Genomic DNA, 13708 nt, shown 5'->3' with positions numbered 1-13708 from the left:
TCATGAACCGTGGTAAGACGCGGCTCCCATGCGTTTTTCCCTGACAACGTGGAATATCAACTCGGTGCGCCTGCGCATCGATATCGTCGCCAAATTCCTCAAATCGGCGCGACCGGATGTACTGTGCCTGCAGGAAACCAAATGTATCGACGATGCTTTTCCGCTGAAGCGGTTCAAGCGTCTCGGCTATGAGCATGTCGCGCTGAACGGGCAGAAGGGCTATCACGGCGTCGCTATCGTCTCGAAACTGCCCTTCGATACCACCGATATCAGAACCTTCTGCGAAAAGATCGATTCGCGGCATATTTCGGTAGCTTTCGGCGAGAAGGCCCAGCTTGCAAAGCCACTGGTGCTGCACAATTTCTACGTTCCGGCCGGCGGCGACATTCCCGATCCCGCGCTCAATCCGAAGTTTGATCACAAGCTGAAATTTCTCGACGAGATGAAAGCCTGCGAACCGCTGCATCCGCGTGGTGACGACCGGCATATCCTGGTCGGCGACCTCAACGTTGCACCACATGAAAACGACGTGTGGTCGCACAAGCAGCTTCTGAAGGTCGTCTCGCACACGCCGATCGAGTGCGAAAAGCTCCTGGCCGCGCAGGCCCATGGCGAATGGTTCGACGTCGCGCGCGAACGGATCCCGCTTTCGGAAAAGGTCTATACGTGGTGGAGCTACCGCGCCGCCGACTGGACGGTGGGCGACCGTGGCCGTCGGCTCGACCACATCTGGGTCTCGCGCGCGCTGAAGGACGCCGTCAGCGATTTCAGGATTACCCGCGATGCGCGCGGCTGGGAGCGTCCATCGGACCACGTGCCTGTCACGGTGACGCTGGAGGTGTAGGTTCTTCGTCGCCCCTGCGAACGCAGGCGCCCGGACGGCGGAGCTCAAATACTGAGTTTCGCGCCCGCCATCAGAATATCGCTGGCGAGCTGGCTGGTCCGGGTGGCGAGTTCATCGCGCAGGCGGCGCGCCGCGGCGGGGTCACTTTCGAGCACGCGCTGAAACAGGCTGCGTGACACCCGGATGGCCGAGGAATGATCAACCGCGACCGCGCTGGACGGCCGTTTCATGGCCACGATCAGCGCCAATTCGCCGATCAGGGCCCCGGGGCCCGCAACGACTTCAGCGCCGCCGTCTTCGACGCGGAACGAACCTCGCTGAACGATGTAGCCCGCATCCGCGTCATCGCCCGCATTGAACAGATAATCGCCGGGAGAGAAATCGCGCTGCTCCGAGCCGATCGCCAGCATGCGCAGCGCCGCCGTTCCCAACAGGCGTAATGTCGGGACCCGCTCAAGCAGGGCTACATCATCGTCGATCGACATGGACCGTTGACCGGGATGCGCGAAAATTACGAATCGTGGCTGCGAATCGTATCACGGCACCAGTTTGTAACCACCGGCTTCCGTCACCAGGATTTCCGGGTTGGCCGCATCTTTCTCGATCTTCTGCCTGAGGCGGTAGATGTGGGTTTCCAGCGTGTGCGTGGTAACGCCCGAATTGTAGCCCCAGACTTCCTGCAGCAGCGTCTCGCGCGACACCGGCAGTTGGCCGGCGCGATAAAGGAAGCGCAGGATCGCGGTTTCCTTCTCGGTCAGTCGCACCTTTCTGGCATTGGCGGCGGTCAGCATCTTGGAGCCGGGCCGGAAGCTGTAAGGACCGACGGAGAATACCGCGTCCTCGCTGGCCTCGTGCTGGCGGAGCTGCGCCCTGATTCGGGCGAGCAGGACGGCAAACCTGAACGGCTTGGCGACGTAGTCGTTGGCACCCGATTCGAGCCCCAAAATAGTGTCGGAGTCGGTGTCGTGGCCAGTCAGCATGATAATTGGCGCCTTGAAGCCGCCCTTGCGAAGGCTGCGCACGACCTCCCTTCCATCCGTATCCGGCAGGCCGACATCCATCAGCACCAGATCGGGGGAATTGGCTTTGGCGGCGCTGGCGCCCTTGGCGCCGGTATCGACTGCGGAGGCTTCGAATTCCTCATGCAGCGACAATTGCTCCACCAACGTATCGCGCAGATCGGTGTCGTCATCCACGATCAGGATCTTGCGGGCATTGGGCATAGGATACGATCCTCTTGAGGCAGGCGGCGGACACAAGCGAGAGCGTCTCAAAGCCGGGTCTTGGTCGATAACAACCTGATTCGCAGGCAAACTTCACAAGCAAGCCGGGTTATCAGGCACTGATTCGCATTGAGGTAGGAGATTGTTACAGTTTCACAAGCCGAACCGCAGTCTATCCCAAATTTGAGGCGCGTTTGGATGAATGTCCTGTAATGCCGCCAAATAGAGCAATTGAGGTAGGGCAAGCAACCCCCGGGTTCGGGTATTGGCATGGAAAGTAACGCCATTTCAATCACTTATCAGACATATGCGCGTGATCGGCCGTTGACGGCGATCCGGGTCCGCAGGGCTGCCGGCGACCCCTGCCGGGGCTGGCTGACGGCGGACGGTTGGACCGTGCCGGTGGCACTTGGCCGCGGCGGCATCCTCGTCAACAAACGGGAGGGCGACGGCGGCACGCCGCGAGGCACCTATCATCCGCTGCAATTGTGGTGGCGCGCCGACCGCCATCCCAGGCCGCGGACCTATCTGCCGGTCCGGCCGATCCGGCCCGAAGATGCCTGGTGCGAGGACCCGCAGGACCGCCGTTATAACCAGCCAATCCGTCTGGTCCGGGATCAGGCCGGTGACCGGCTGACGCGCGAGGATCACCTCTACGACTTCATCATCGAAATCGATCACAACAGCGCGCCGCGAATTGCCGGCCGTGGCAGCGCCGTGTTCCTGCATCTGGCGCGGACCAATTTCTCGCCCACGGCGGGATGCGTCTCGATGACGAAATCCGCCATGCTGCGGCTGCTGCGGCGGATGGGACCGCAGACTAAAATCATCATCGGCTGATGGGGAAGCGAAAACAATGCTCGACAGGAACGCAATAACGGCCGCGTCAAAGATCCTGCACGACCACTGGCGCGCCGGCACCAAATTTTCCGGCCTCGACGAATCGCTGCGGCCGCGCGATCGCATTGAGGCCTACGCGATCCAGGCGGGAATCGAAAAATACTCGTCCGATAGCTTGTTCGGCTGGAAGATCGCGGCCACCAGCGAGGCCGGACAAAAGCACATCAACGTCGACGGCCCGATGGCTGGGCGCATTCTGGCCGAAACCGTCATCCACGACGGCGGAACGGCTTCGATGGCAGGCAACGAAATGCGCGTCGCCGAACCCGAATTCGCCTTTCGCATGCGTGTCGATCTGCCGGCGCGCTCCACGCCCTATACGACGCAGCAGGTTCTCGATGCGGTCGACACGCTGCATCCGGCCATCGAAATTCCGGATTCGCGGTTTGAGAATTTCGTTACCGCCGGCGAAGCCCAACTCATCGCCGACAATGCCTGTGCGCATCTGTTCGTGTTGGGGCCGGCGGCAACCGCCGACTGGCGTTCAATGGACCTCGTCGAGGAACGGCCGGTTATCACGATGCGCGGCCAGCAATTCGTTGGCCACGGCAAGAACGTGTTGGGCGATCCGCGCATTGCGCTGACCTGGCTCGCCAATGAACTGCGCCAGCTTGGCGTGATGCTGAAGGCCGGCCGCGTCGTCACTACCGGCACCTGTCATGCACCGCTGCCGATTCAGTCAGGCGATTTTTGCGCAGCTGATTTCGGTTCGCTCGGCAACGTGTCGGTGAGGTTCGAATAAGCGTTGCTCACAATCGATGTCGTCCCTGCGAACGCAGGGACCATAACCACCGTCGCTCGTTGGCACGGAAAGTAACTACCCCATCACCTTACCGGTAAGCCCGCGGCGTATGGGTCCCTGCGTTCGCGAGGGACGACGGCACAGACTTTTATCGCGCGCCAAAAATCGCCGAGCCGATGCGCACATGCGTCGCACCCATCTGGATCGCGACTGCAAAATCGGCGCTCATGCCCATCGACAGATTTTTCAGCCCGTTGCGCGCGGCGATCTTGGCCGTCAACGCGAAATGCGGCGCCGGCGCCTCGTTGACCGGCGGGATGCACATCAAACCGGAAATGACCAGGCCGTATTTGTCGCCGCAGCTCGCGATAAAGGCATCTGCCTCGCCGGGCGCGATGCCGGCCTTCTGCGGTTCCTCGCCGGTGTTGATCTGAACGAACAAGTCCGGACGCTTGTTCTGCGAATTGATTTCCTTGGCGAGCGCTTCGCAGATGCTGGGTCGGTCGACCGAGTGGATGGCATCGAACAACGCGACGGCCTCCTTCGCCTTGTTGGATTGCAGCGGCCCGATCAGGTGCAACGCAGTTCCGGGATAGGCCAACACCAGCGCCGGCCATTTCGCTTTGGCCTCCTGCACGCGATTTTCGCCGAACACGCGCTGCCCGGCCTCGAGGACAGGCGAAATGGCCGTGGCGTCGAACGTCTTCGACACCGCGATCAGCGTCACCGATGCGCGCTCGCGGCGCGCCTCCTTGCAGGCGCGCGCGATCTCTTGCTCCACCTGAGCCAGGCCATTTGGTAAAGACTTGGTTAGCGGTGTCGCCATCTCTCTCGCGTGATGTCCTGATTTCGGTCGGATGTTTTACGGCATTTCCTCGAATTTTACCAAGTTCGAGAAAGCCTTTTTGAGCCCTTCACACTACCGTGCCGTGTGGGGGGCATGATGTCTGGCGTTACTTTCAACCGCAAACGGGTCAAACTCAAGAAGCTTCTGGGAATCCGGGCACGGCTTGCGCTGCTCGCCGTGATGCTGGTGGCGCCCTTGATGCTGGAACGGGTCCGTTCGCTCGAAGACGCGCGCGCCAAGCAGATCGCGATGGCTTCGGAGGAATACGCCAACATTACGCTGCACACTGCGGAGACCCAGCGCGAGGTCGTCTCCTCGGTCGAAGCCATGCTGAAATCGGCTGCCTATATCCGCGCCTCCAGCGGCATCGGGCGCAGTTGCGAAATCTTGCGCGCCAGCCTGCCGACCAACCTGCCCTGGATCCGCAGCATCATGATCGTCAGCAAGGACGGCGTGGTGCAGTGCTCGACGCTGAACATGCTGGTCGGCCTCAACATCGGCGACCGTGAGTATTTCCGAAAAGCACAACAGACCCGCGACTTCGTTTTCAGCGACTATTTGTTCGCCAGGGTAAGCAATAGACCGATCCTGATGGCGGCCTATCCAGTAGCCGCAATCAATCAAGAAGAAGACGCCGTGGTGGTCGCCGGCATCAATCTCGACTGGATGTCGAAGATCATGGCCAAGCTCGGCGGACGGCCGGGGATTTCAGCGCTGCTGGTCGACGGCGCCGGCGTCGTGCTGGCCGCGCCGGCGGATGAGGCCAGCATGATTGGCAAGCCGCTCAACAACGTGCCGCTGCTGACGGCCATCGCTCACAAGGCGCTTGTTTCCGACACCCCGATGGGCTCGCTTTCCTTCACCGCAGCCGACGGGTCGCAACGCGCGATCAGTTTCGCGCGCATTCCCGGCACGCAGTCCCGGCTGATCGTCAGCATCGACGAGGCCAAAATCACGGCGGCGATCAACCGCGATATCCGCACCGCCTACCTGCAGCTCGGACTAGTCTGCCTGTTCGTGTTGCTCGGCGCGCTGATCGGCGCGGAAAAGCTCATCATCAACCCGATCGAAGTCATGACCGGCATGGCCAGGCGATTCGGCGAAGGCGACTGGTCGGCCCGCGTCTCGCACAGCCGCCTGCCGTCGGAATTCATGCCACTGGCCCGCGCCTTCAACGCGATGGCGGCGCAACTCAGCCAGCGCGAACGCGAGCTCGTTGCCACCAACGACCGGCTCACCGTGATGGCCTCGATCGACATGCTCTCCGGCCTCGCAAACAGGCGCGGTTTCCAGAGCCGGCTCGATTTCGAATGGATGAAGGCGCAGCAGTATCATAGCGAGCTGTCGCTGCTGATGATCGATGTCGATCACTTCAAGCTCTACAACGACACCTATGGCCACCCCGAAGGCGACGCCTGCCTCACCCGGATCGGCGAAGCGCTGGCCAGCATCGCCGCCGATAATCTGGGCTTTGCCGGCCGCTATGGTGGCGAGGAGTTCTGCCTGCTGCTGCCGAACACCAGCACGCAGAAAGCACTCGAGATCGGTGAAACCGTGCGCGCCACCGTTCAAGCTCTCGCCCTGCCACACATCACCTCGAGCTACTGCACCGTCACCGTCAGCGTCGGCGTCGCCGCGACGCTTCCGAACGACGCCCAAACTCCTGGTGACCTGATCGAGGCGGCGGACGCCGCCCTCTACGCCGCCAAACACCGCGGGCGAAATACCGTGGTCGAGCACGGCTTTGCAAAGCTGGTGGACGAGGCGGGGATCGCGATGGCCGGGTGAGCGGACGCTCCACGCCATCGGCTAAAACGCTCTTCTCACTGTCCCAACCCGTTGACCCCGCAGCCGCTTCTGTGGCCTAGTCCGCCGTCCTCTGGACGGGACCCGAATCCACAAAAAGCCTACGATTCCATGACCTCCGAACGTTACAACGCCCGTGATTCCGAGCCGCGCTGGCAGCGCCAGTGGGACGAAAAAGCGATCTTCGCCTCGAAAAACGACGATCCGCGGCCGAAATACTACGTGCTCGAGATGTTCCCCTACCCGTCCGGGCGCATCCATATCGGGCATGTGCGGAACTACACGCTGGGCGACGTGCTGGCCCGCTTCATGCGCGCCAAGGGTTTCAACGTGCTGCACCCGATGGGCTGGGACGCCTTCGGGCTGCCGGCCGAGAATGCCGCGATCGAGCGCAAGGTCGCGCCCAAGGCCTGGACCTACGACAATATCGCCGCGATGAAAAAGCAGTTGCGGTCGATCGGGCTGTCGCTCGACTGGTCGCGCGAGTTCGCGACCTGCGATCCCGCCTATTACAAGCATCAGCAGAAGATGTTCTTGGACTTTCTGCGCGCGGGACTGGCCGAACGCGAGAAGCGCAAGATCAACTGGGATCCGGTCGACATGACCGTCCTCGCCAACGAGCAGGTGATCGACGGCCGCGGCTGGCGCTCCGGCGCCGTCGTCGAGCAGCGCGAGATGAACCAGTGGGTCTTCAAGATCACGAAGTACTCGCAGGAACTGCTGGACGCGCTGGATGGGCTGGATCGCTGGCCGGACAAGGTCCGGCTGATGCAGCGCAATTGGATCGGCCGCAGCGAAGGCATGCTGGTGCGTTTCGCGCTCGATCCGGCCACAACGCCGACGGGCGAATCCGAGCTGAAAGTCTTCACCACGCGACATGACACGCTGTTCGGCGCAAAATTCATGGCGATTGCAGCGGACCATCCGCTGGCGCAGGCTGCGGCTGCGAAGAACCCGAAGCTTGCGGAATTCATTGCCGAGGTCAAACGGATCGGCACCGCGCAGGAAATCATCGATACCGCCGAGAAGCAGGGTTTTGACACCGGCATCCGCGCGGTCCATCCGTTCGATCCGAGCTGGAAGCTGCCGGTTTACGTCGCCAACTTCGTGCTGATGGAATACGGCACGGGCGCGATCTTCGGCTGCCCGGCGCATGACCAGCGCGACCTCGATTTCGTCAACAAATACGAGCTCGGCAACACACCGGTGGTCTGTCCCGAAGGCCAGGACCCAAAAACCTTTGTTATCACCGATACCGCCTATGACGGCGAGGGCCGCATGATCAATTCTCGCTTCCTCGATGGGATGACCATCGAGCAGGCGAAGGAAGAGGTGGCGAAGCGGCTCGAAGCAGAAGTTCGCGGCAATGCGCCGGTCGGCGAACGCAAGGTGAATTTCCGACTGCGCGACTGGGGCATTTCGCGGCAGCGTTACTGGGGCTGCCCGATCCCGGTGATCCATTGTCCGAAATGCGACGTGGTGCCGGTGCCCGACGCCGATCTGCCGGTGACGCTGCCGGAGGATGCCACCTTCGACAAACCCGGCAATGCGCTCGACCATCATCCGACCTGGAAGCACGTCACCTGCCCGAAATGCGGCGGCAAGGCGCAGCGCGAAACCGACACCATGGATACCTTCGTAGATTCGTCCTGGTATTTTGCGCGCTTCACCGATCCCTGGAACGAGAAGGCGCCGACCACGCCCGATGTCGCCAACCGGATGATGCCGGTCGACCAGTATATTGGCGGCGTCGAGCACGCGATCCTGCATCTGCTCTACAGCCGCTTCTTCGCCCGCGCGATGAAAGCGACCGGCCACATCGGCATGGACGAGCCGTTCGCCGGCATGTTCACGCAAGGCATGGTGGTGCACGAGACCTACCAGAAAGCCGACGGCTCCTATGTGACGCCAGCCGAGGTGAAGGTCGAGACCGGCGGCAATGGCCGCCGGGCCACGCTGCTCGACAGCGGCGAAGAGGTCACGATCGGCGCGATCGAAAAGATGTCGAAGTCGAAGAAGAACACCGTCGACCCCGACGATATCATCGCGACCTATGGCGCCGACGTCGCGCGCTGGTTCATGCTGTCGGACTCGCCGCCGGATCGCGACGTGATCTGGAGCGACGAGCGCGTGCAGGGTGCCTCACGCTTCGTGCAGCGGCTGTGGCGGCTGGTCAATGAATCCGCCGAAATCGCCAAGGTGGCCCCGGCCGCGCGGCCGGCTTCGTTCGGAGTGGACGCGCTTGCCTTGCGAAAAGCGGCCCATGGCGCGCTGGACAAGGTGTCGTCCGGGATCGAGCGGCTGCATTTCAATGTTTGCCTTGCTCATATCCGGGAATTCACCAATGCGCTGGCCGAGGTGCTGGGCCGTGAGGAGAAGCCGGCGCCGGATCTGGCCTGGTCCGTCCGGGAGGCGGCAATCATCCTGGTTCAATTGTTCTCCCCGATGATGCCACATCTGGCCGAGGAGTGCTGGCAGGTTCTGGGGCAGTCCGGGCTGATTTCGGAGGCCAACTGGCCCCAAATCGAACGCGATCTGCTGGTTGAAGACACTGTGACGCTGGTGGTCCAGGTCAATGGCAAGAAGCGGGGTGATGTTACCGTGCCACGGGTCGCCCAAAATCCGGAAATTGAGGCTGCCGTTTTGGCGCTCGATGCGGTAAAACTCGCCCTCGGCGGCAAGACCGTCCGCAAGGTAATCGTAGTTCCCATGAGGATCGTGAATGTCGTTGGCTAGGACCCGGATCGCCGTTCGGCTCATCGCCGTCGCCGCTCTGGCGGCGCTCACAGCGGGCTGTTTCCAGCCGATGTATGCCGAACGCACGGACGGCAAGCCCGGCTTGCGCGAAAAGCTGATGGGCGTGGAAATCCCGCCGGTCGACAAGAACAACGCCTCGCGGGAAGCCCGAATTCAGGTCGAGATCCGCAACGCGCTGGCGTTCAAGCTCTACGGCAACGCCACCGGCATGCCGCCGACCCATCGGCTGGTGCTGCGATTTAACACCACGCGCAGCTCGCTGATGATCGATCCGAACACCGCGTTGCCGACGAGCGAAAACTACGGCATCGATGCGCAGTACAATCTGATCGACCTTGCGACCAACAAATCGGTTATGACCGGGACGACCTTCTCCCGCGTGTCCTATGACACCTTCCAGGGCCAGATGCAGCGCTTCGCCCGCGCCCGCGCATTCCGCGACGCCGAGGACCGCGCCGCCAACGAGATCGCGGAAAACATCCAGACTCGGCTCGCGTCCTACTTCTACGCCGGCACCTGACAACGATCGTCATTCCGGGGCGCGCGAAGCGCGAACCCGGAATCTCGTTCCGACAATCTCCAGATTCCGGGTCTGAGGCCTTCGCCCGCATCCCGGAAATGACGAATGAAGGTCCGTCGTGGTCGCACTCCGCGGAAAAGACATCGACGCTTTTCTCGCCCGGCCCGATGCCGGCCGCCCTATCATCCTGCTGTACGGTCCTGACGCCGGTCTCGTGCGCGAGCGCGCCGACGCGCTGATTGCATCGGCAGTCGACGATCCCAATGATCCCTTTTCGCTGGTGCGGCTCGACGGCGACGAGCTGGCGGCCGAGCCATCGCGACTGGTCGACGAGGCGATGACGATCCCGATGTTCGGCGGCCGGCGCGCCATTCGTGTGCGCGCTGGCTCCCGCAGTTTTGCCAGCGGCGTCGATACGCTGGCTGATTCGCCGATCAAGGATTGCCGCATCGTGATCGAGGCCGGCGAGTTGCGGCCGGAATCGCCGCTGCGCAAGGCCTGCGAGCGCGCCAAGAGCGCAGTCGCCATCGCCTGCTATCCCGACACCGAGCGCGACCTCGCGAGGCTGATCGAGGAGGAACTACGGACTTCCAATTTGCGCATCGCCTCCGATGCCCGCGCCGTGCTGATGTCGCTGCTCGGCGGCGACCGCCAGGCCTCGCGCAACGAGCTCCGCAAGCTTGCTCTCTATTCCCACGGCAGGGGCGAGATTGCGCTCGACGACGTCATAACCGTCGTGTCCGATGCGTCCGAACTAAAACTCGACCCGATCGTCGATGGCGCGTTCGCCGGCAAGCCTGACCTGGTCGAAAGCGAATTCGCCAAGGCGATGGTCGCCGGCACCTATCCTGGCGTCATCATTTCGGCCGCCCAGCGTCAGGCTGCCTGGCTGCACAAATCGGCGCTTGCGGTTGCTGACGGAACGCCCGTCTCCACCTTGCTCGAGGGCGGCTATCCGCGTCTGCACTTCTCGCGAAAGGGCGCCGTCGAAATCGCGCTGCGCAATTTCAGCGCGCCGCGGCTGGCCGGGATCATTGACCAGCTCGCGACCGCCGCGCTCGACATGCGCAAGCAGGCCTCGCTGGCGTCAGCCATCGCGCTGCGCACGCTGCTGTCGATTGCGGCGAATGCGAAGCGAAGGGGATAAGCTATCAGGCCAGAATCTCGGCGTCGTCCCTGCGAACGCACGGACCCATAACCACAGGATCTTGTTGACTAGGAAGGCCGTCGAGCAGTTCGCCTAATAAATTCCGCCGCGGCGTATGGGTCCCGGGTCGCGCGGAGCCTGTCATCGGGCGCGCGTTCGCGCGACCCGTTGGCTTGCCCGGGACGACGGAGATATCTCAACTCCCCTTCTCCAGCCGCCGCATCACTTCGTCGAGTTGTTCGAGGTTGCGGTAACTGATCTGGACTGTGCCGCCGGGATCGCGGTGGTTGACGGTCACTTTGAGGCCGAGCGCGTCGCTGACGCGTTTCTCCAGCGCGATGGTGTCGGGATCCTTTGTCTTGCCGCCACCGCTGCGCGCCTTCTGCGGCTTGCGCTCTGGCACGCCCTCTTCGTGGGCAAGCGCCTCGGTCTGACGCACGTTGAGGCCTTCGGCGACAATGCGCTTGGCGGCCGCCAGCGGATCGGGCACGCTGATCAGCGCGCGGGCGTGTCCCGCCGACAATTCACCGCTCGCGATAAGGGCCTGCACCTCCGCCGGCAGCTTTGTCAGCCGCATCATGTTGGCAACGTGGCTGCGGCTCTTGCCGACTTCCTTGGCGATGTCTTCCTGGCTTCGTTTGAATTCGTCGGCCAGCGCGTGATAACCTTGCGCCTCTTCCATCGCGTTGAGGTCTTCGCGCTGCACGTTCTCGATGATCATGATCTCGAGTGCGTCGCTGTCGCTGACATCGATGGGAACGATCGGCACCTCGTGCAAGCTGGCGAGCTGCGCCGCCCGCCAGCGCCGTTCGCCAGCGATGATCTCATAGCGGTCTTGCGCGCCTTTCACCGGCCGCACCACGATCGGCTGGATCACGCCGTGCTGCTTGACGGAGGAGGCGAGCTCGCCCAGTTCGGCATCGGAAAATGTCCGGCGCGGGTTGCGGGGATTTGGTTTTAAAAATTCGATCGGTACCTTGCGCTGGTTGCGCGGCCGTTCGACATGCGCGGCCTCGCCGCCGACGTCCCCGATCAGACTTGCGAGACCACGACCCAGTCGCGAACGCGTTTCGTCGGCCATCGCCGCCAACTCCCTAGGATTCACTTGGCTACTCCACTACAGAATTCGATTGCCAGTAGGGTGGGCAAAGCGACGCGTGCCCACCAGCTTTCGCGACGGCGCGCGTAGGATGGGTAGAGCGAAGCGAAACCCATCTCCTTCATCGCGCGCCTTGATGGGTATCGCTGCGCTCAACCCATCCTACATTCCCTCTAATGCGTCCGCAGCTCGCGCTCGCGCTGGATCACTTCCGTCGCAAGCTTCAGATACGCTTCGCTGCCGACGCATTTGAGATCGTAGACCAGCACCGGCTTGCCGTAGGACGGCGCCTCGGAGATGCGGACGTTGCGCGGGATCATGGTGTCGTAGACCTTGGAGCCCATGAATTGCCTGACGTCAGCGACCACCTGGTTCGACAGGTTGTTGCGCGAGTCGAACATCGTCAGCACGATGCCGTGGATCGACAGGTTCGGATTAAGCGTCGAGCGCACCTGCTCCACCGTCTGCAGCAATTGCGACAGACCTTCGAGCGCAAAAAACTCGCACTGCAGCGGCACCAGGATCGCGTCCGACGCTGCCATCGCGTTGACGGTGAGCAGATTGAGCGACGGCGGACAATCGATCAGCACATAGGTGTATTCGGTGTCGGGCGCCGCGTTCTTGTTCAACGCCGCGATCGCATCGCGCAGGCGGAACGCGCGGCCCGGCGTCGTGCCGAGTTCGAGCTCGAGGCCCGACAGATCCATCGTCGAGGACGCGATGTGCAGCCGCGGCACCGCGGTGGCAACCACCGCGTCGCGCAGCGGCGCTTCACCGATCAGCACGTCGTAGGTCGAGCAGTTGCGGTTGCGGCGATCGATGCCAAGGCCTGTCGAAGCGTTGCCTTGCGGATCGAGATCGACGATCAGCACGCGCTCGCCAATCGCGGCGAGCGCGGTGCCAAGATTGATCGCTGTGGTAGTTTTGCCGACGCCACCCTTCTGGTTGGCGAGCGACAGGATGCGTGGATGAGGCGGTGGAGTTGGCTCCCTATCCTCTTGATATAATTCATCTAATTCGGTCATGCCCGATCGCCATGTGTGATCGCGGAAGGGTTGCGCCGCTCGATGCGATCGAGTTCGACGATCCAGCCGTGCCCGCCCGTTCGGCTGGAATGGAGTCGCGGTTCAATATTCCAATATTTGGTGGCCTCGGTCAATTCGGCCTCTACATCTTGACCCTTGAGAAACAAAGCTTTTGCGCCTTCTCTCACAAACGGCTCCGCGAAGCCGACAAGCTGATGTAATGGAGCCAGCGCCCGCGCGGTGACGCAATCGACTCGGCCACCGATTCTATCCACAATATCCCCGATTCCTGCCAAATGCACGGTCGCAGCCGCAGATGTCACGCGGACCGCCTCGCGCAAAAAGGCTGCCTTTTTGGCGTTTCGCTCGACCAAATGGACGTTGGCGCCCGGCGTCTGCGCCAATGCGCATGCCAGCACCACGCCGGGGAAGCCTCCACCGCTACCGAGATCAACCCAGATTTTTGCGGACGGCGCCAGGTCGAGGAGTTGCAGTGAATCGGAGATGTGACGAGTCCACAGATTCGGAAGCGTCGATGGCGCCACTAGATTCGTCTTGGACTGCCATTCGATGAGGAGGTCGACATAGTGCTTCAGCCGCATCTCCGTTTCACGTGAAACGGGGGTGAGGGCCAGAGCGGCGGCCTTGTCTGAGGGCAGGACTGGGGAGAGGCTGGGAGCGGCGGCCTTCGCCATAATGGTCTCGCTGAGCGCAGCATGGTAGGATGGGTGAAACGAAGCTACACCCATCAATCGCCGGAGCACCCGGCGATGGGGTATCGCTACGTTCCATCCTACA

Annotated in this window: 13 protein-coding genes; 7 read left to right on the top strand and 6 right to left on the bottom strand. The window is 62.4% G+C overall.

Annotated elements, in window-relative coordinates; genetic code table 11:
• The first annotated feature begins 28 nt into the window (after nucleotides 1-28).
• A complete protein-coding gene (locus V1278_RS03310) occupies nucleotides 29-844 on the top strand; it encodes an exodeoxyribonuclease III (protein ID WP_028348342.1) in 816 nt (271 codons plus the stop codon).
• 44 nt (nucleotides 845-888) lie between these two features.
• Here V1278_RS03310 and V1278_RS03305 read toward each other — a convergent pair whose 3' ends face one another.
• Together V1278_RS03305 and V1278_RS03300 are read right to left on the bottom strand one after the other, a co-directional pair.
• Complete coding sequence (locus V1278_RS03305) at nucleotides 889-1329, bottom strand: cyclic nucleotide-binding domain-containing protein (protein WP_334379697.1); 441 nt, start codon at nucleotides 1327-1329, stop codon at nucleotides 889-891.
• Nucleotides 1330-1380: 51 nt separating this feature from the next.
• Nucleotides 1381-2067, bottom strand: a complete 687-nt coding sequence (locus V1278_RS03300; RefSeq protein ID WP_028348340.1) for a response regulator transcription factor — start codon at nucleotides 2065-2067, stop codon at nucleotides 1381-1383.
• A 270-nt stretch (nucleotides 2068-2337) separates the two neighbouring features.
• Between V1278_RS03300 and V1278_RS03295 the strand changes: the two genes are divergently transcribed.
• Together V1278_RS03295 and V1278_RS03290 are read left to right on the top strand one after the other, a co-directional pair.
• Nucleotides 2338-2907, top strand: a complete 570-nt coding sequence (locus tag V1278_RS03295; RefSeq protein ID WP_334379696.1) for a L,D-transpeptidase family protein — start codon at nucleotides 2338-2340, stop codon at nucleotides 2905-2907.
• Between the two features lie 16 nt (nucleotides 2908-2923).
• Nucleotides 2924-3709 (top strand): 2-keto-4-pentenoate hydratase, encoded by a 786-nt coding sequence (locus V1278_RS03290; protein ID WP_334379695.1) that lies wholly within the window; start codon nucleotides 2924-2926, stop codon nucleotides 3707-3709.
• A 148-nt stretch (nucleotides 3710-3857) separates the two neighbouring features.
• On the opposite strand, the gene V1278_RS03285 is transcribed toward V1278_RS03290, so the two are convergent.
• A complete protein-coding gene (locus V1278_RS03285; RefSeq protein WP_334379694.1) occupies nucleotides 3858-4535 on the bottom strand; it encodes a YggS family pyridoxal phosphate-dependent enzyme in 678 nt (225 codons plus the stop codon).
• A gap of 117 nt (nucleotides 4536-4652) precedes the next feature.
• Here V1278_RS03285 and V1278_RS03280 point away from each other — a divergent pair, with 117 nt between their 5' ends.
• From V1278_RS03280 to holA, 4 genes are all read left to right on the top strand, one after another.
• Nucleotides 4653-6344 carry a diguanylate cyclase domain-containing protein gene (locus V1278_RS03280; protein ID WP_334379693.1) on the top strand — a complete coding sequence of 564 codons (1692 nt, stop codon included), beginning with the start codon at nucleotides 4653-4655 and terminating at the stop codon, nucleotides 6342-6344.
• 129 nt (nucleotides 6345-6473) lie between these two features.
• Nucleotides 6474-9098 (top strand): leucine--tRNA ligase, encoded by a 2625-nt coding sequence (leuS, locus tag V1278_RS03275; RefSeq protein ID WP_334379692.1) that lies wholly within the window; start codon nucleotides 6474-6476, stop codon nucleotides 9096-9098.
• Nucleotides 9085-9639 (top strand): LPS assembly lipoprotein LptE, encoded by a 555-nt coding sequence (gene lptE / locus V1278_RS03270; protein WP_334379691.1) that lies wholly within the window; start codon nucleotides 9085-9087, stop codon nucleotides 9637-9639. The genes leuS and lptE overlap by 14 nt, the downstream gene beginning before the upstream one ends.
• A gap of 118 nt (nucleotides 9640-9757) precedes the next feature.
• A complete protein-coding gene (holA, locus tag V1278_RS03265) occupies nucleotides 9758-10786 on the top strand; it encodes a DNA polymerase III subunit delta (protein WP_334379690.1) in 1029 nt (342 codons plus the stop codon).
• Nucleotides 10787-10982: 196 nt separating this feature from the next.
• Here the strand turns inward: holA and V1278_RS03260 are convergent, their stop codons facing one another.
• The 3 genes from V1278_RS03260 to rsmG form a co-directional block, all read right to left on the bottom strand.
• Nucleotides 10983-11867, bottom strand: coding sequence for a ParB/RepB/Spo0J family partition protein (locus tag V1278_RS03260; protein ID WP_334365772.1), 885 nt, complete (start codon nucleotides 11865-11867; stop codon nucleotides 10983-10985).
• Nucleotides 11868-12058: 191 nt separating this feature from the next.
• Nucleotides 12059-12910, bottom strand: a complete 852-nt coding sequence (locus tag V1278_RS03255) for a ParA family protein (RefSeq protein WP_334379689.1) — start codon at nucleotides 12908-12910, stop codon at nucleotides 12059-12061.
• Complete coding sequence (rsmG, locus tag V1278_RS03250) at nucleotides 12907-13605, bottom strand: 16S rRNA (guanine(527)-N(7))-methyltransferase RsmG (RefSeq protein WP_334379688.1); 699 nt, start codon at nucleotides 13603-13605, stop codon at nucleotides 12907-12909. The genes V1278_RS03255 and rsmG overlap by 4 nt, the downstream gene beginning before the upstream one ends.
• Between the last annotated feature and the right edge of the window lie 103 nt (nucleotides 13606-13708).

The sequence above is a fragment of the Bradyrhizobium sp. AZCC 1577 genome, assembly GCF_036924575.1.
In the GTDB taxonomy this organism is placed as follows: Bacteria; Pseudomonadota; Alphaproteobacteria; order Rhizobiales; family Xanthobacteraceae; genus Bradyrhizobium.
This window is presented reverse-complemented; position numbering and strand designations above follow the sequence as displayed.